The organism is Streptomyces sp. NPDC048349, assembly GCF_040651925.1.
Classification (GTDB): domain Bacteria; phylum Actinomycetota; class Actinomycetes; order Streptomycetales; family Streptomycetaceae; genus Streptomyces.
Genome location: NZ_JBEZLA010000019.1, coordinates 1 through 16640 on the forward strand (window position 1 = coordinate 1; position 16640 = coordinate 16640).

Below are 16640 nucleotides of genomic sequence, written 5' to 3' on the forward strand. Positions count from 1 at the left end.
GCCCCCGTACTGGACGTACTTGGGCTTTCGGCCGGTGCGGCGAGAGTGCGTGCCGGGCACCGCGACGCCGCGGACCTCCGTCAGACACCCCCTAGACCTCTGACCGGAAAGGTGTGCCGGTTCGCGGCGTCCGGTGCGGTGCATCGCAAGGCGGAGGGCGGCCGCGGCTCGTACGGGAGGTACCTGCGTGGCCCGACGACGCGGCGAGGTGCTGCGCCGTGCCGGGCGTCGTGATGCGGTGAACCTTTACACGGTCAGAGCGCTAGCGTCCGGGCGCCGGGGGCCCCGCGGGGCCCCTCGCCACCCGGGTGGCGAGGGGCCCTGCGGCCTTCCGTACGCTGCCCGCTCACACGGTGCTTCTGAGGGGGACGGGCTGATGGAACGCAGGCGGGGCCGCAAGCGCGGTATCTGGGCGGTCGTGTTGCTGGTGGCCGGCGGGCTGCTGGTGCTCGGCGGGACGGCCTGGGGGGCGGTGTCGGGGTCCGGGGACCTCCCCGAGGTGGTCTACGACAAGGTGGTCGTCCGGAGCGAGAACATGCGGCCGACGTACGAGCCGGGGGACACGGGCTGGTTCTCCATGGGCGCGGACGGCGAGAACTTCGAGGTCTCGCGCGGGGACGTGGTGCTCGTGTCGGTCCCGGAATGGGTGCCGGACGGGCTGCTGTTGTCGCGGGCGGTGGCGGTCGGCGGGGACCGGATCGAGTACCGGCGGGGCGAGAGCACGCTCAGGCTCAACGGGCAGCCGCTGGAGGAGCCGTACCTCCTGGACCGATCGCACCCGTCGAGCGTGCCCTTCGACGTGACGGTGCCCGCGGGGCGGGTGTTCCTCATGGGCGACAACCGGATGAACTCCAACGACTCCTCGCTGCACCCCGACGGGCAGGACCGGGGCACGCTCGCGAAGTCGACGGTGCGCGGCGTGCAGGTCGCGCGCCCGACGGGCCTCGTGGTCGCGGGCGGGGCCGCCGTGGTCGGGACCCTGGTGTTCCTGGCCGGGGGCGGACTGGGGATCTGGGCGCTGGTGCTGCGCCGCCGGCGGCGGGCCGTTCCGGCGGTACCGGCGTGGCCGGCGGCCTGAGTCTCGAGCTCGGATCGCCGGTCGCCCCTGCTGACCGCCCCTGGTGATCGCCCCGGGACGCCGGAAGGCCCCTGCGCCGCCGTGTGCGGCGCAGGGGCCTCGTGGATGTCCGCGGACTACTTGGCGGCGTCCGGGCGGTAGATGTCCGGCTCCAGGTAGATCACCCGGGCGATCGGGACGGCCGCGCGGATGCGGGCCTCGGCGGCGTTGATGGCGTCCGCCACCTCCCTCGCGGAGTCGTCGTGCTGGACGGCGATCTTGGCGGCGACCAGCAGCTCCTCCGGGCCCAGGTGCAGGGTGCGCATGTGGATCACCCTGGTGACGGTCTCGCCGTCCACGAGCGCGGCGTTGATCTTCTCGACCTCATCGGTGCCCGCGGACTCGCCGAGCAGCAGGGACTTGGTCTCCGCGGCAAGGACGATCGCGATGATGATGAGCAGGGCGCCGATGCAGAGGGTGCCGATGCCGTCCCAGACGCCGTCGCCGGTGATGAGCGCGAGGCCGACGCCCCCGAGGGCCAGCACCAGGCCGACGAGCGCGCCGAGGTCCTCCAGCAGGACCACGGGCAGCTCGGGGGCCTTGGCCCGCTTGATGAACTCGCGCCACGACAGCGTGCCGCGGATCTCGTTCGACTCCTTGATGGCGGTGCGGAACGAGAACGACTCGGCGATGATCGCGAAGACGAGCACGCCGACGGGCCAGTACCAGGCCTCGATCGCGTGCGGGTGCTTGATCTTCTCGTATCCCTCGTAGATGGCGAACATGCCACCGACGGAGAACAGCACGATGGAGACGAGGAACGCGTAGATGTAGCGCTCGCGCCCGTACCCGAAGGGGTGTTGCGGCGTCGCCTCGCGCTGGGCCTTCTTCCCGCCCAGGAGCAGCAGCCCCTGGTTCCCGGAGTCCGCCAGCGAGTGGACGCTTTCGGCGAGCATCGAGGAGGATCCGCTGAAGAGGAACGCCACGAATTTGGCTACAGCGATGGCGAGGTTGGCGGCGAGTGCCGCCACGATCGCCTTGGTACCGCCCGACGCGCTCATGGGTGCTGGGTGTCCTTCCTGGCCGCTGGCTTCCGGCCGCACATTGTTGCAGCTCCCGCGCCGGAGGCCGCGTCAGACCACCACGGTGGCACGGAAGACGGTGCCGGTTCCGGACAGTTCGACCTTTTCGCCCGCCGACACGAAGACGGACTCGCCGGGAGCCAGGGGCAGTTCGCCGACGCGCGGGGAACCGGCCGTGCACAGCAGGATCTGCGGGGCGTCCTGTGCGAGCACGCGCGAGGCCGCCCCGGGTGCGAGGAGGTAGCGGGAGAGCCGGAACTCGTCGATGGGGGCCTCGTAGACCTCCTCGCCGTCGCCTTCGGGGCGCAGGACGTTCGGGTCGCCGGACTCGAACTTCACGATCTTCAGCAGCTCGGGGACGTCCACGTGTTTGGGGGTGAGCCCGGCCCGCAGCACGTTGTCGGAGTTGGCCAGCAACTCCACGCCCAGGCCCCCGATGTAGGCGTGCGGGACGCCCGCTCCGAGGAACACCGCCTCGCCGGGCTGGAGTCGGAAGTGGTTGAGCAGCATCGCCGCGATGACGCCCGGGTCGCCGGGGTAGTCGTGGACGAGGTGCGCGTACGGGGCGTACGGACCGCCCAGGCGCTCGGCGGCGGCCGCGGTCTCGGTGACGGTGTGGGCCATCTCCTCGCGGTCGGCGGTCAGTACGGCGGTGAGCACCTCGCGCAGGGCGGCGTCCTCGGGATGGGCGCGCAGCAGGTCGGCGTACGGCTTGAGGGAACCGACCCCGAGGCCTTCGAGCAGATCGGCGGAGTGCAGCGGGGGCCGGAAGCCGCACAGCCCGTCGAACGGGGTGAGCGCGCACAGCATTTCGGGCTTGTGGTTGGGGTCCTTGTAGTTGCGGTGGGCCGCGTCCATCGGGATGCCGCGCCGCTCCTCGTCCTCGAACCCGGCCTTGGCCTGGGCGAGGTCGGGGTGGACCTGGAGGGACAGGGGGGCGCCGGCGGCGAGGATCTTGAGGAGGAAGGGCAGCCGGGGGCCGAACCGGGCGACGCAGGCGGCGCCCAGTTCGCCCACGGGGTCGGCGGCGATGACGTCCGAGAGGGCCTTCTCCCCGGTTCCGCGGTCGATGCGGGAGGGTGCGCCCGGGTGGGCGCCCATCCACATCTCGGCCTGGGGCTCACCGGTGGGCTCGACGCCGAGCAGGTGGGGGAGGGCGGTGGTCGATCCCCAGGCATAGGGGCGGATCGTGTTCGTCAGGCGGTCCATCGTCGTCTTCCTGGATAGAGCCGGGTACGGACGTGTACCTCAGCTGTGTCCCCCGGAAGCCAACGCCAGGTAGGCGGTGGCGAAATCCGTGACGGCGAGGAGTTCGGCGAGCTGTTCCAGCTCCACGCCCTCCTCCGGTTCGAGCTCGCTGACGGCCGTGTCGTGGCTGAGGGCGAGCTCGCGTGCGGCGGGGGCGGCGGTGAGGCCGCCGGCCGGCCGGTCACGCAGCAGGACGACGCGGGCGCGCAGGGCCTGGGGCTCTTCGACCCGGTCACGGAAGAAGTCTTCGGGATCCGCCCCGGCGGCGAACGAACCGGCGAGCAGCACGCCGTGGGCGGGGAGCGCCTCGGGCAGGACCGCGGCCAGCGCCGGCCGGCCGGCGAGCTCGGCGAGGGTCGCGGCGAAGCGGCGGCCCGCGGGGCCGGCGCCGGCGCCCTCGCTCCAGATGAGCGGGAGGCTGTCGGCCAGCTCGGCGGCGAGGGTCTTGGCCGGGTTGGAGTAGGTGGCGATGGCGGGCCCGCAGCGCTCGGCGGTGCGGTCGAGCCGGTCGGCGACGAGCTGGAGGGTCTCGGGGGCGGCGCTGATGAGGCCGACCTTGTCGAGGAGGACCAGCAGGGGGGTCAGCAGGGCCCATAGGGCGCCGGGTCCGGCCGCGGCGGACTCGTCGTACTCCTGGTACGGGGCTTTGGCCATCGGTACGAGGAGTCCGTGCGCGCCGTCCACGGCCTCGCTCAGCGGTGAGCGCTCGGGGGCGACGGCGACGACGTTGCAGCCGCGCCTGTAGGCCTGTTCGGCGAGGACGGCGAGGCCCGGCTCGGTGCCGTCGGTGGTGGCGATGAGCAGCAGGTCGACGGGCCCGGCCCAGCCGGGCAGGGTCCAGCGCAGGGCGCCGGAGGCGTGCGCGACGCCGGTGGGGTCCAGGCGGGTGACGGGCGCGGAGGCTCCGGCGAGCGCGCCGAGCAGGTCCGCGACGCCGGTGGCGGCGGTGCCGGGACCGGCGATCAGGACGGCGCGCGGGCGGCCGTCCGGGCGCAGGTCACCGAGGCCCGCCTCGGTCGCGTGCCGGACTGCGGTACGGACTCTGGCCCCGGCCTCCGCGGCGCCTCGGAGCAGGCCCCGCCGGTCGGCGCGGGCGAGATCGTCCGGTGCGTCGAGGAGCGACTCGTCGAGCATGGCGGCCTCCGGCGGTGTCGGCGCGGGTGGGGTCAGGCGGGGCGGCGGGCCTCGTCCACGAGGAGGACCGGGATACCGTCACGGACCGGGTACGCGAGGCCGCAGTCCTGGCCGGTGCAGATCAGCTCGGGAGCCGTCTCGTCGGCCGACTTGTCCTCGAGGGGCGCGTGGCAGGCGGGGCAGGCGAGGATCTCCAGAAGACCGGCTTCGAGCGGCATGGGGCGGGGTTCCCTTCGGGGATGCGGATGGTTCTGCGGTGCGGCGAGGTCAGCGTACCGCCGAGTCACCTGCGGTGCGGCCTGACCGGGCTGGGGTGGGGCGCCGTTGCGGGGAACCCGGCTGCGCCGGGCACCGCACTGCGCCCGGAGGCGCGCCTCACACCCCGGCGGGGCTGGAATGTGCCCGAGCCGGGCTCTTCCGGTCGCGCCGGGCTCTTCCGGTCGCGCCGGGCGGGGCCGGAGAGCAGCACAGCGCCGAACTCCAGCCCCGTCGGCTTCCGGTGTCAGGCGCGGATCAGGGCCAGGACCTCGTCGCGGACCTCGGCCAGAGTCGCCTCGTCACGGGCCTCCACGTTCAGGCGCAGCAGCGGCTCGGTGTTGGAGGCGCGGACGTTGAACCACCAGTCGGCGCCCGTCGCGGTCAGGCCGTCGAGCTCGTCCACCGCGACGTCCTCGCGGCTGCCGTAGGCGGCCTTGACCGCGGCCAGTCGGCCCGCCTGGTCGGCGACCGTCGAGTTGATCTCCCCCGAACCCGCGTAGCGGTCGTAGGAGGCCACCAGCTGCGACAGCGGACCCTCCTGCCCGCCCAGCGCCGCCAGCACGTGCAACGCGGCCAGCATGCCGGTGTCCGCGTTCCAGAAGTCCTTGAAGTAGTAGTGCGCCGAGTGCTCACCACCGAAGATCGCACCCGTCTTCGCCATCTCCTCCTTGATGAAGGAGTGCCCCACCCGGGTACGTACCGGCGTCCCGCCGTTCTCCCGCACCACCTCCGGCACCGACCACGAGGTGATCAGATTGTGGATCACCGTGCCCGATCCCCCGTTGCGGGCCAGCTCGCGCGCCGCGACCAGCGCGGTGATCGCCGACGGGGAGACGCCCTCGCCCCGCTCGTCCACGATGAAACACCGGTCCGCGTCCCCGTCGAACGCGATCCCCAGGTCCGCGCCCTCCGCCAGCACCCGCGCCTGCAGATCGACGATGTTCTTCGGATCCAGCGGATTCGCCTCGTGGTTGGGGAACGTGCCGTCCAGCTCGAAGTACATCGGCACCACCTCCAGCGGCAGGCCCTCGAACACCGTCGGAACGGTGTGGCCGCCCATGCCGTTGCCCGCGTCCACCACCACCTTCAGCCGCCGGATCGCCGCCAGGTCCACCAGGCCCCGCAGGTGCTCGGCATAACCGGTCAGGGTGTCCTGCTCGGTGACCGTGCCCGCCACCGTGTCCGCCGCGATCGCGGGCGCACCCTCGTCCGACCACTTCTCCACCAGCTCGCGGATCTGCGACAGACCCGTGTCCTGGCCGACCGGAGCCGCACCCGCCCGGCACAGCTTGATGCCGTTGTACTGGGCCGGGTTGTGCGAAGCCGTGAACATCGCACCCGGCAGGCCCAGCGAACCCGACGCGTAGTACAGCTGGTCCGTCGAGCACAGCCCGATCAGCGTCACATCCACACCCCGGGCAGCCGCACCCCGGGCGAAAGCCGACGACAACCCCGGCGACGAAGGCCGCATGTCATGACCGACCACGATCGCCGAAGCACCCGTCACCTCGACGAACGCGGCACCGAACAGCTCCGCCAACGACTCGTCCCACTCGTCCGGCACCACGCCACGCACGTCGTACGCCTTGACGATGTTCGAAAGATCTGCGGCCACTGCCTGCCCTCCTGAAGGTTCCTGTGCGGTCCGGCCAACCTACCTTGAACCGGGGCCGGCCCTTCAGGTGAGCGGGGCGTCAGGAGTCGGGCGATCGCAGGACGCGCAGGTGTCCGCGACGGGTCTCGCCGGTGGCGGGGCCCCCGGAGCGGGATCCGCCGGCCTCCGCCGCGCGCTCGGGCGGGCGGGCCGCTTCGCGGACGGCGTTGGCGAGGGCTTCCAGGTCGTCGCCACTGGGGCGCGACGGACCGGAGCCGTCGGACAGGCGGACGACGTCCCAGCCGCGCGGGGCGGTCAGGCGCTCGGAGTGCTCGGCGCACAGGTCGTAGCAGTGGGGCTCGGCGTAGGTGGCGAGGGGGCCGAGAACTGCGGTCGAATCGGCGTAGACGTACGTCAGCGTCGCGACGGCAGGGCGGCCGCACGCGGTGCGCGAACAACGACGTACAAGGCTCACGACGTTGGACGGTACCGCACTCTTGACCGGGCCGCGACGACTCTCCCGCCGCTCACTCCCCCGTGTCGTGCCGAGAGCTACCCTGCGGGGGTGACCGACAGCCCGCTGCCTCCCCGTCCCGCCCAGCCCCCCGTCGGGGCCCCCGCCGAGCCGCGCCCGCGCCGCCGGGACCGGCACGGGCGCGGGATGCGCGGGCCGGTGGCGCCGCCGCAGGTGCCGCTGTCGGCGAGCCGGTCGGAGCTGTTCGGGGACCTCGTACGGGACTCCGTGGAGCGGCTGGAGCGGCGCTGGCCGCAGCTGGCCGAGGTGGAGTTCCTCGTCGGTGACGTGCCGGGGCCGCCGGGCGGACCGGACGCCGGCTGGAACGACGAGGCCGTGCCGCTGGGCGGGGTCTCGGAGCCGCGCGAGGGGCGGCCGGCCCGGATCGTGGTCTTCCGGCGGCCCGTGGAGATTCGTACCAAGACCCGGGACGAGAAGGCCCTGCTGGTGCACGAGATCGTGGTGGAGCAGGTCGCCGAGCTGCTGGGGCTGTCGCCGGAGACGGTGGACCCGCGCTACGGCCAGGACTAGGGTCCACGGCCGCAGCGCGGTCAGCGGCTCAGCGCGCCAGCGGCTCAGCGCGTCAGGACGGAGAGGTCCTCCGCGGCCCTGGGGACCGCGACCGTGGAACGGTCGTCGGACAAGGTCTGGACGGTGAACATCGCGATGCCCTCGTGCGGCAGGTTCAGGGTGCGCGCCGCGTGGACCGGGCCGCCCGAGAGGGTCTCCAGGGTGAGGGCGTAGGAGCCCTTGCCGCTCGCCGGGGCCACGGCCACCACCTGCGTGGTGCCCGCCTTGACGGTCACCTCCTGGGAGGCCGCCTCCCCGCCGCCGGTGCCCGGTGAGGCCGTCACCTTGACCTTCGCGTCCTTGTCGCCCGGCGCCGTCAGCGACAGGACGGTCGCGTTCTCCTCCGTCCGGTTGTCGGCGACGGTCGCCCGCGTGCCCACCGGAGCGCTCGCCTGGACGAAGCCCAGCTCCTGCTTGGCACCGCTGCCGCGCACCACCCGTACCGCCGCGACGACCGGGGTGGCCTTCTTGGGGTCCGCCGGGGTCAGGAGCAGGGAGCCGGGCTCGCCGCGGGTCACGTCCTTGAGGTCGACGCTCGCGGTCATACCGGCCTTGACGTGCAGCTGTTCGTTGCCCGCCGGGGTGATGGCGCCGCCCGGAGCGGCCAGCCGGATGTTCAGGTCCGCGTCCTCGTCGCCGGGTACGAAGGCCACCAGCCGGACGGAGACCGCGTCGGCCGGGATGCCCGGCAGGACCAGGGAGCCCGCCGGATCCGTGGCGGGCGGCAGCCAGTCGGCGCCGACGCCCTCCTCGGCGACCTGGACCGAGGCGCCGACCCGGCCCGCCCGGGTCGTCACGTGGGCGGTGGCGTCGGCGAGCTGGCTGCTCGGGATCAGGGAGGAGAGCAGGACGGACTTGCTGGACTTGGGGTCGATCCGGATGTTCTCGCTGGTGCCCGCGTCGGGCTTGGCCGCCCCGTCCGGGCCGAACAGCTTGATGTCCACGACGGCCGCGGCGTCGTCCGGGTTGGTGAGGTGGAGGTAGTCCTCACGGCCCTTGGCGGTGCTCACGGCGGGGAACCAGAAGTCGGTGCCCGGCGCCGTGCAGGAGGCGCCGAGGACGCCCCGGGCCCGGCCGACGGAGACCTTGGTGGTCAGCTGGGCGGTCCAGCCGGGGGCGAGGACCCCGTCGGCGCTGCCCGTGAGGGCGGGGGCGTCGGCGCCGGAGGCGGTGGCCCCGAGGGGCTTACCCACCTCCTTGGGCTCCAGCACCGGCTTGGCGTCCTTGGTGGCGCCGAGCAGCCGGGCCGAGCCCTTGCCCTCGGCGGATCCGGCCGCGCCGGGGGTGAACGCCGTGTACGTGGTGTCCGCGATGTCCGAAGAGCTGGGGGCGGGGCAGACCAGGAGGGACCGTTCCACGGGCATCCGGGCGGCGTCGGCGGCCTTGCCCTCGGGCGCGGTGCCCGCGGCGGGGGCGGTCAGGGCGGCGATGCCGGTGAGGGCGGCCAGCGCCGCGGTGACGGCCGCCAGCGTGAGGGGTGCGCGCTGCTTCACTGCTGGGGGCTCCCGTCCGGACGCGGGTCGTACTGCGCGTGACCGTCGTGGCTGGTCTGGCTGTGGTGGGGGTCGTACGTCTCGTAGGGCTCGTACGGGTAGGGGTACGGCTGCTGGACCTGCTGCTGCGGGTACGGGTACTGCTCGTACCCGCCGGGCTGCTCGTACCCGCCGGGCTGCTCGTACTCGCCGGACTGTTCGTACTCGCCGGGCTGCTGGTACGGCTGCGGCGGCTGCTGCGGTTGCGGCTCGTAGGCATACCCGCTCTGCTCCGGGTAGGCCTGGTAGGCGTAGGTCTCCTCCCCGTAGGCCGGCTGCGCCGGGATCTGCGCGTACGGGTCGGCGGCCACCGCGGCCTCCACGGGGGCGGCGGGGGCCGGCTCGGCCTCCGCGCGCAGCCGGCGGGCGCGGCGGCCCTCGCCGGGCTCGCCCGGGCCGGGCTGGGCCGGGAGGAGGGCGGCCTCTTCCTCGGGGAGGTCGTCGTCGAGGCGCTCGCGGCGGCCGGGCAGGGCCATCACCAGCAGCACCAGCGCGAGGAGTCCCTGGGCCCAGTGCCAGCCGGTGCGCAGCAGGGAGTCCTCGTGGACGAGGTCGAGCCGGCCGCCGGCGGCGGGCAGTTCGAAGCCCTGCGCCCAGCCGTCGAGCGTCTTCGGCTCGAGGGGCTTGCCGTCGAGGGTGGCCTTCCAGCCGCCGTCGGCGCGGTCGGCAAGGCGCAGGACGCGGCCGGCCTCGCCGGCCGGGATCTTGCCGTGGGCCTCGACGGGGCCCGCGGCGACCGGGATGGGGGCCTCGCCCTGCTTGCCGGAGACGATGACGGCGCGCGGCAGCCAGGGCTCGACGCCCCACAGGGCCGTGCCGTCCTGCTGGTGGCGGCGGCTGAGGCCGGGGGTGGCGTCGAGGACGCGGCGGATCTCTTCGGGGCCGCCGGGGCGGAACATGACGAAGCGGATGGCGTAAGCGCTGAGCTGGCTGGACTGGTCCGCTCCGGAGCCGGCGACCAGGTTCGAGACGACCTTGTCGAGGCGGGGGTCGCTGCCGGTGCGGGCGGCGACCTCGGCGTCGCCCAGGCGGCCGCCGGAGCCGCGGACGAGGCTGTAGGAGACGGTGGCGGGCGGGTCCAGGTCGAGGATCAGGGTGCGGGTCTGGTTGTCGTCCCCGCCCGCGTCGGCGACGAAGGCGGGCACCTGCACCGGGTCGCGGCGCTGGAGCGGGCCGTCGGCGCCCGCGACGACCCAGGTGGCGGCGGCGATCAGCGGTCCGGCCGCGGCGGCGAGGGCGATCAGGGCGGCCAGCGGCTGGCGCCAGCCGAAGCTGCGGGCGGCGACCCGCTCCTTGGCCCCGTCGGCGCCGAGCGCGGCGGCCGCCAGCAGGGCGAGCCCGTAGACGAGGGTGGCCGGCCCGGCCCACGCGCCGCGGTTGAGCAGGACGGCGAGGAGCAGGGCGGCGAGGGCGGTGGCCCAGGCGGTGCGGACGGCGAACTGCCGCTCGGTGCGCAGCAGGGCGGCCAGTGCCGCGAGAACGATGCCGAGGAGCAGCAGGCCGCCTGCGGTGCCGGGGCCTCCGGGGCTGATGCCGAGCAGGTCCAGGGCGGAGGCGGAGCCGGTTCCGAAGGGCAGTCCGGCCTCGCGCAGGAAGCGGCCGGGGTGCGTGAGCAGGCCCAGTGACCAGGGGGCGAGCACGAGGAGCGGGACGGCGAGGGTGGCGAGGAGCCGCGGCCCGTACGTCTTCCAGTGCGCCCGCTGCCACGCGAGCGCGGCGGTGCCCAGGACGGCGGCGAGCGGCCAGACGACGGGGGTGAAGGCAGTGGCCACCGTCAGCAGCAGGGTGTACGTCCATACGGCGCGCCAGCTGCTGCGGTCGCTGTCGGCCATGCCGAAGGCGGCGACGGCGGAGCGGGCGATCAGCGGCAGCAGGACGGCGAGGACGGCGGTGCCGAGGCGGCCGCCGGCGAGGGCCGCGGTGACGGCGGGCAGGAAGGCGTAGGCGATGGCCGCCCAGGCGCGCAGCAGCCGGGATTCGACGAGCGGCCGGGAGGCGAAGTACGCGGTGAGTCCCGCGAGCGGGACGGAGCCGACGAGCAGCAGGGTCAGCGCCGCATGGGTACTGCCGAAGAAGAGGGCGCAGACGGCGCCGAGGACGGCCAGGTAGGGCGGGGCAGCGGCGGTGGAGCCGGTGGAGACGGCCTGCCAACCGTCGGTGTAGGCGCGCCAGAGGTCGCTGCCGCTGTCGGGGGCGGGAAGCAGGGCGCCGCCCATCAGGGAGCCGCCGCCGATCAGGGAGCGGCAGGCGGCGAGGGAGATGAGCAGGAGCAGGCCGAAGAGGACCGGGGCGGGGTTGCGGGCGATCCGCTTGAGGCGGGCGAAGCGCTCCTCGGCCACCGGGTAGTCGCCGTCCTCGCCGGGTGCGGTGAGGATGCTGCCGCCGCCGTGCCGGCCGGCGGGGGCGGAGTCGGAGTCGCGGGCGTCGCCGAAGTATGCGGCGAGCTGTTCGGCGTTGGCGCGCAGGGAGGCGCCGGGCGGCGGGAAGAGCGGGCGCAGCTCGGCCGCGGGGACGACGGGGCGGCGTCGGCGCCCCCGGGCGACGAGGATCCGGCCGGGGCGCAGCAGGACGGCGAGGAGGCCGGTGATCTCGTCGACGGCCTGGCCGGGGGCTTTGCCGACGAGGTAGGCGAGGGTGCGCAGGACGGTGCCGAGCAGGACCCGCAGGAGGACGTAGGGGAGGGCGCGGCCGGAGCTGTTGGCCAGCATCGTGTAGACGGCGCCGGCCTTGTCCACGCGGTGCGGGCTGGCGCTGGTGCGGCCGGCGCAGTCGACGGTGCGGCGTTCGCGGGCGGAGGCCTCGGCGTGGCGCATGACGGCGTCGGGGGCGACGAGGACGGTGTGGCCGGCGCTCTGGGCGCGCCAGCACAGGTCGACGTCGTCGCGCATGAGGGGCAGCCGCCGGTCGAAGCCGCCGAGGTCGTCGTAGACGTCGCGGCGGACGAGCATGCCGGCGGTGGAGACGGAGAGGACGGGGCGGACCTGGTCGTGCTGGCCCTGGTCCTGTTCGCGGCGGTCGAGTCCGGTCCAGCGGCGGCCGCTGCGGGCGATGGTGACGCCGGCTTCGAGGAGCTGCTTCTTGTCGTACCAGCCGCGCAGTTTGGGGCCGATGACCGCGGCGTCGGGGTTCTCTTCGGCGACGCGGAGCAGCTCGGTCAGGGCGTCGGGTTCGGGCGCGCTGTCGTCGTGGAGGAGCCAGAGCCACTGGACGGGTTCGCCGTGCGGGAGCTCGGGCAGGTCGTACGCGTCGTCGCGCCAGGTGCGGCTGACGGGGTCCCAGCCGCTGGGGCGCTTGAGGTACGGGAGGTCCTCGGGGGTCAGGGTGCCGGCGGTGCGGACCGCTTCGTCGACGGCGGTGCCGAAGCCGGTGCGGCGGGCGAGGTGCAGGACCCGGTCGTCGCCGAAAGCCTCGTTGAGCAGTCGCGCGGACTCGTCGGCGCTGCCGGTGTCGGCGGCCATGTGGTTCTGCGCGGGGCGTTCCTGGCCGAGGAGGCCGGCGAGGGTCCGGGGCAGCCAGCGGGCGCCGTCGTGGGCGACGAGGACCGCGGTGACGACGTGCCGGGGGAACTCGGGTGTGGCGGGGGCCTGGTGGGAGGCCGCCGACTGGCTGTGCAGGGACATCGCGCTACTGGCCCTCCGGCCTGGGGGTCCCCCGGGACCGGGTCACGGGGGAGGGTCCGGGGGTGGTGTGCCCTCGGAGGCTGCTGGACAGCGCCCCACCCTAACGGCTGCCAAAGCAGCGGTCCGCCTCCTGCGGGGAAGGTGCAGGAGGCGGACCGTGTGCCGTGCTCTTCGCGATGTTCTCTGCCGTGCTGTGCGACGTGCCGTTCGCGGTGCTTCTGTCGTGCTTCTGTCGTGCTTCTTGTCGTGGTTCTTGTCGTGCTTCTTGTCGTGCTGTTCGTCGTGATGCGCTCTGCCGGCCGTGCAGTTCGTTATCAGACCGCTGCCTTTTTCAGCCTGCGGCGCTCACGCTCGGACAGACCGCCCCAGATGCCGAACCGCTCGTCGTTGGCAAGGGCGTACTCAAGGCATTCGGAGCGGACTTCGCAGGCGAGGCAAACCTTCTTGGCCTCGCGGGTGGAGCCGCCCTTCTCGGGAAAGAAGGACTCGGGGTCGGTCTGGGCGCACAGAGCGCGCTCCTGCCATCCGAGCTCCTCGTCCGCCTCCTCGACCAGCAGTTCCTGAAACAGCTCGGTCATGTGCGCCCCTCGCTCTGTCTGTGCGTCCCCGTGGTGATGCCGTTACTGATCGCTACGTAACGACACGAGTGAAATTACAAGTGCGTGGATCCGGCGCAGTCAAGCCGAGATCTGCTATTGGGCCCCTTATTCACTCTGCGGAACCAAGCCTATGCAGAAAGTGTTCATATCGCCAAAAATCGTGACACATGCCACAGGTGTCCTGCGACGCGCGCCTTCACCTGCGATCACGCGTCACCCGGGGGTGGGGTTGCGATCCAGCCAAAGAAGCGGCGGAGATCACAGTCCGGTCACGAGATGGCGAGGGAGGTTTGGGCGCGATACAGCGCCACCTGCCCCGGGTCGGGCTGCACAAACCTTTCTCCCGGCGCAGTAACCGGATGAGGTGAAACTTGTGCCACATACCGGACATTGGGTTGACAGTCCGACCCGTCACCCGTTCTCCTAGTTCGCATGTCAGCGCCCGCAGCCCTCACCCGGACCCCCATTCGTGGGTTCCTGAGCGCTGCCCAGGTTCGCTGTTGCTGTTGCTGCTGTTGATGCCCGCGGAGCCTCGGCTCCCCTGAGCTCCGGCCGGACCCCACCGCAACCGCCAGCACCACTGACATCCATCGAGGACCTCCCACGATGAACAGCACCCCGAGCGCCGCCGCCCCCACCGCCGTCGAGAGCGACCTCCAGATCGCCGGCGACATCCTCGCCGTCCAGCACCTCCTCCAGCCCGCCCGCGAACACCCGGCCACCGTCGCCGAGTTCGTCGGGCTCGCCCGCTCCCTCGCCGAGGACCGCGCCTCCTGGGAGCACCTGGTCCGGTACGACGCCACCACCCGCTGGTACCACCGGCTGCGCACCGGCCCCGGCTACGAGGTCTGGCTGCTGAGCTGGGTACCCGGCCAGGGCAGCGGCCACCACGACCACGGCGCCTCCTCCGGCGTCCTGACCGTCCTCGAAGGCGAGCTCACCGAGCGCAACCCGCGCGGGCGGCTCACCCTCGGCGCCGGCTCCCAGCGCGTCTTCGCCCCCGGCTACGCGCACGAGGTCGTCAACGACACGCTCGAGGGCGCGGTCAGCCTGCACGTCTACTTCCCCGGCCTGACCGAGATGCCGATGCACAGCTGCTCGCCGGCCACGCCGGAGTCGGTCCCCGCGTGACCCGGCCTCCCGGCCTGACAGACTTCGGTGCATGCGCATCGTTGTTCTGGCCGGCGGTATAGGCGGCGCCCGGTTCCTCCGCGGACTCAAGTCGGCAGTGCCCGACGCGGACATCACGGTCATCGGCAACACCGGTGACGACATTCACCTGTTCGGGCTCAAGGTGTGCCCCGATCTGGACACGGTGATGTACACCCTCGGCGGTGGCATCAACGAGGACCAGGGCTGGGGCCGCACCGACGAGTCCTTCACCGTCAAGGAGGAGCTCGCCGCCTACGGCGTCGGGCCGTCCTGGTTCGGTCTCGGCGACCGCGACTTCGCCACCCACATCGTCCGCACCCAGATGCTCGGCGCCGGCTACCCGCTGAGCGCCGTCACCGAGGCCCTGTGCGACCGCTGGCAGCCGGGGGTGCGGCTGCTGCCCATGTCCGACGACCGGGTCGAGACCCACGTCGCGATCACCGAGGCGGGCAGCGGCGAGCGCCGTGTCATCCACTTCCAGGAGTACTGGGTCCGGCTGCGCGCATCGGTGGACGCGGAGGCGATCGTCCCCGTCGGGGCCGAGCAGGCCAAGCCCGCGCCCGGTGTGCTGGAGGCCATCGCCGCCGCCGACGTGATCGTCTTCCCGCCGTCCAACCCCGTGGTCTCGGTCGGCACCATCCTCGCCGTGCCCGGCATCCGGGACGCCGTGGCCGCCGCCCGGGCACCCGTCGTCGGCCTCTCCCCCATCGTCGGGGGCGCGCCCGTGCGCGGGATGGCCGACAAGGTGCTGGCCGCGGTGGGCGTCGAGTCCACGGCCGCCGCCGTGGCCCTGCACTACGGCAGCGAGCTGCTCGACGGCTGGCTGGTGGACACAGCCGACGCGGACGCGGTCGCCGAGGTCGAGGCCGCCGGGATCACCTGCCGCGCGGTGCCGCTGATGATGACCGACCTGGCCGCCACCGCCGACATGGCCCGGGCCGCGCTGGAACTGGCCGGGGCCCCCCGATGACCGCCCTCCCCGTCCCCTCGTACGAGGTGCGGGCCCTCGACGGGATCCCCGAGGTCAGGCCCGGTGACGACCTGGCGAAGCTGATCACGGTGGCCGCTCCCGACCTGCGGGACGGGGACGTCCTGCTGGTCACCTCGAAGATCGTCTCCAAGGCCGAGGGCCGCATCGTCGAGGCGGACTCGCGCGAGGCGGCGATAGACGAGCAGACCGTACGGGTGGTGGCGCGCCGCGGTCCCCTGCGGATCGTCGAGAACCGGCAGGGGATGGTGATGGCGGCCGCCGGGGTGGACGCCTCCAACACCGCGCCCGGCACCGTGCTGCTGCTGCCCGAGGACCCCGACGCCTCGGCCGCCGCGATCCGCGACGGAGTGCGCGACATCCTCTCGGTGGACGTGGGCGTGATCGTGACGGACACCTTCGGGCGGCCGTGGCGCACCGGGCTCACCGACGTGGCGATCGGCTCGGCCGGCGTGCGGGTCCTGGACGACCTGCGCGGGGGCACCGACGCGCACGGCAATCCGCTGAGCGCGACGGTGGTGGCGACCGCGGACGAGCTGGCGGCGGCGGGCGACCTGGTCAAGGGCAAGGCCGCCGGGCTGCCGGTGGCCGTCGTACGCGGCCTGGGGCACGTCCTCGGCGAGGGCTCCACGGCGCGGGACCTGGTGCGGCCCCCGGCCGACGACATGTTCCGGCTGGGTACGTCGGAGGCGGTACGGGAGGCCGTGACGCAGCGCCGTACCGTACGGGCCTTCACGGACGAGCCGGTGGACCCGGGCGCGGTGCGGCGGGCGGTGGCGGCGGCCGTGACGGCCCCGGCTCCGCACCACACGACGCCGTGGCGGTTCGTCCTGCTGGAGTCCGCGCAGGCCCGGCTGGAGCTGCTGGACGCGATGCGGGACGCGTGGGTCGCGGACCTGCGGGCGGACGGCAAGACGCAGGAGTCCATCGCGAAGCGGGTGCGGCGCGGGGACCTGCTGCGGGCCGCCCCGTACCTGGTGGTGCCCTGCCTGGTGACGGACGGCGCGCACGCCTACGGGGACGCGCGGCGGGACACGGCCGAGCGCGAGATGTTCGTCGTCGCGATGGGCGCCGGGGTGCAGAACTTCCTGGTCGCGCTGGCCGGGGAGCGGCTGGGCTCGGCGTGGGTGTCCTCGACGATGTTCTGCCCCGACGTGGTGCGCGAGGTGCTGGAGCTGCCCGACGACTGGGATCCCATGGGAGCGGTGGCGGTGGGGCACGCGGCCGGGCCGCCCCGGGAGCGGCCCGCGCGGTCCGCGGAGGAGTTCATCCGGGTCCGGTAGCCGCGCCGC

14 protein-coding genes are annotated in these 16640 nt (G+C 73.6%); 5 read left to right on the forward strand and 9 right to left on the reverse strand.

Annotation, left to right across the window (positions count from 1 at the left end):
- Positions 1–376: 376 nt before the first annotated feature.
- Positions 377–1078 (forward strand): signal peptidase I, encoded by a 702-nt coding sequence (gene lepB / locus AB0D44_RS13125; protein ID WP_362588869.1) that lies wholly within the window; start codon positions 377–379, stop codon positions 1076–1078.
- A 116-nt stretch (positions 1079–1194) separates the two neighbouring features.
- Here lepB and AB0D44_RS13130 read toward each other — a convergent pair whose 3' ends face one another.
- The 6 genes from AB0D44_RS13130 to AB0D44_RS13155 form a co-directional block, all read right to left on the reverse strand.
- Positions 1195–2118, reverse strand: a complete 924-nt coding sequence (locus AB0D44_RS13130) for a cation diffusion facilitator family transporter (protein ID WP_362588872.1) — start codon at positions 2116–2118, stop codon at positions 1195–1197.
- Between the two features lie 72 nt (positions 2119–2190).
- Positions 2191–3348, reverse strand: coding sequence for a mannose-6-phosphate isomerase, class I (gene manA, locus AB0D44_RS13135; RefSeq protein WP_362588874.1), 1158 nt, complete (start codon positions 3346–3348; stop codon positions 2191–2193).
- Positions 3349–3387: 39 nt separating this feature from the next.
- Positions 3388–4521 carry an SIS domain-containing protein gene (locus tag AB0D44_RS13140; RefSeq protein WP_362588877.1) on the reverse strand — a complete coding sequence of 378 codons (1134 nt, stop codon included), beginning with the start codon at positions 4519–4521 and terminating at the stop codon, positions 3388–3390.
- A gap of 32 nt (positions 4522–4553) precedes the next feature.
- Positions 4554–4739 carry a Trm112 family protein gene (locus tag AB0D44_RS13145; protein WP_272258431.1) on the reverse strand — a complete coding sequence of 62 codons (186 nt, stop codon included), beginning with the start codon at positions 4737–4739 and terminating at the stop codon, positions 4554–4556.
- A gap of 284 nt (positions 4740–5023) precedes the next feature.
- The gene (locus tag AB0D44_RS13150; RefSeq protein ID WP_362588880.1) at positions 5024–6394 is read right to left on the reverse strand and encodes a phosphomannomutase/phosphoglucomutase; all 1371 of its coding nucleotides are present in this window, start codon (positions 6392–6394) and stop codon (positions 5024–5026) included.
- Between the two features lie 79 nt (positions 6395–6473).
- Positions 6474–6848: a DUF3499 domain-containing protein gene (locus AB0D44_RS13155; RefSeq protein WP_362588883.1), complete on the reverse strand. Its 375-nt coding sequence runs from the start codon at positions 6846–6848 to the stop codon at positions 6474–6476.
- A gap of 186 nt (positions 6849–7034) precedes the next feature.
- Between AB0D44_RS13155 and AB0D44_RS13160 the strand changes: the two genes are divergently transcribed.
- Positions 7035–7418: a metallopeptidase family protein gene (locus AB0D44_RS13160; RefSeq protein ID WP_069920518.1), complete on the forward strand. Its 384-nt coding sequence runs from the start codon at positions 7035–7037 to the stop codon at positions 7416–7418.
- Positions 7419–7462: 44 nt separating this feature from the next.
- On the opposite strand, the gene AB0D44_RS13165 is transcribed toward AB0D44_RS13160, so the two are convergent.
- The 3 genes from AB0D44_RS13165 to AB0D44_RS13175 all read right to left on the reverse strand — a co-directional run bounded on the left by AB0D44_RS13165 (position 7463) and on the right by AB0D44_RS13175 (position 13187).
- Positions 7463–8950 (reverse strand): DUF5719 family protein, encoded by a 1488-nt coding sequence (locus AB0D44_RS13165; protein ID WP_362588886.1) that lies wholly within the window; start codon positions 8948–8950, stop codon positions 7463–7465.
- Positions 8947–12609: a glycosyltransferase gene (locus AB0D44_RS13170; protein ID WP_362588889.1), complete on the reverse strand. Its 3663-nt coding sequence runs from the start codon at positions 12607–12609 to the stop codon at positions 8947–8949. The genes AB0D44_RS13165 and AB0D44_RS13170 overlap by 4 nt, the downstream gene beginning before the upstream one ends.
- Before the next feature lie 314 nt (positions 12610–12923).
- Positions 12924–13187, reverse strand: coding sequence for a WhiB family transcriptional regulator (locus AB0D44_RS13175; RefSeq protein ID WP_003983763.1), 264 nt, complete (start codon positions 13185–13187; stop codon positions 12924–12926).
- A gap of 627 nt (positions 13188–13814) precedes the next feature.
- Between AB0D44_RS13175 and AB0D44_RS13180 the strand changes: the two genes are divergently transcribed.
- Genes AB0D44_RS13180 through AB0D44_RS13190 form a run of 3 tightly spaced genes read left to right on the forward strand, consistent with a single transcriptional unit; the run spans position 13815 to position 16631 of the window.
- Positions 13815–14339 (forward strand): cysteine dioxygenase family protein, encoded by a 525-nt coding sequence (locus tag AB0D44_RS13180; RefSeq protein WP_362588892.1) that lies wholly within the window; start codon positions 13815–13817, stop codon positions 14337–14339.
- A 31-nt stretch (positions 14340–14370) separates the two neighbouring features.
- Positions 14371–15330 (forward strand): 2-phospho-L-lactate transferase, encoded by a 960-nt coding sequence (gene cofD, locus AB0D44_RS13185; RefSeq protein ID WP_362588895.1) that lies wholly within the window; start codon positions 14371–14373, stop codon positions 15328–15330.
- Positions 15327–16631, forward strand: coding sequence for a coenzyme F420-0:L-glutamate ligase (locus tag AB0D44_RS13190; protein ID WP_362588897.1), 1305 nt, complete (start codon positions 15327–15329; stop codon positions 16629–16631). Before cofD ends, AB0D44_RS13190 begins: the two co-directional genes overlap by 4 nt.
- Positions 16632–16640: the final 9 nt, after the last annotated feature.

Excerpts from the sequence above, each read along its gene's own strand:
- lepB (WP_362588869.1), top strand. The coding sequence starts at position 377 with ATGGAACGCAGGCGGGGCCGCAAGCGCGGTATCTGGGCGGTCGTGTTG.
- AB0D44_RS13130 (WP_362588872.1), bottom strand. The coding sequence starts at position 2,118 with ATGAGCGCGTCGGGCGGTACCAAGGCGATCGTGGCGGCACTCGCCGCC.
- manA (WP_362588874.1), bottom strand. The coding sequence starts at position 3,348 with ATGGACCGCCTGACGAACACGATCCGCCCCTATGCCTGGGGATCGACC.
- AB0D44_RS13140 (WP_362588877.1), bottom strand. The coding sequence starts at position 4,521 with ATGCTCGACGAGTCGCTCCTCGACGCACCGGACGATCTCGCCCGCGCC.
- AB0D44_RS13145 (WP_272258431.1), bottom strand. The coding sequence starts at position 4,739 with ATGCCGCTCGAAGCCGGTCTTCTGGAGATCCTCGCCTGCCCCGCCTGC.
- AB0D44_RS13160 (WP_069920518.1), top strand. The coding sequence starts at position 7,035 with ATGCGCGGGCCGGTGGCGCCGCCGCAGGTGCCGCTGTCGGCGAGCCGG.
- AB0D44_RS13170 (WP_362588889.1), bottom strand. The coding sequence starts at position 12,609 with ATGTCCCTGCACAGCCAGTCGGCGGCCTCCCACCAGGCCCCCGCCACA.
- AB0D44_RS13175 (WP_003983763.1), bottom strand. The coding sequence starts at position 13,187 with ATGACCGAGCTGTTTCAGGAACTGCTGGTCGAGGAGGCGGACGAGGAG.
- AB0D44_RS13180 (WP_362588892.1), top strand. The coding sequence starts at position 13,815 with ATGAACAGCACCCCGAGCGCCGCCGCCCCCACCGCCGTCGAGAGCGAC.
- cofD (WP_362588895.1), top strand. The coding sequence starts at position 14,371 with ATGCGCATCGTTGTTCTGGCCGGCGGTATAGGCGGCGCCCGGTTCCTC.
- AB0D44_RS13190 (WP_362588897.1), top strand. The coding sequence starts at position 15,327 with ATGACCGCCCTCCCCGTCCCCTCGTACGAGGTGCGGGCCCTCGACGGG.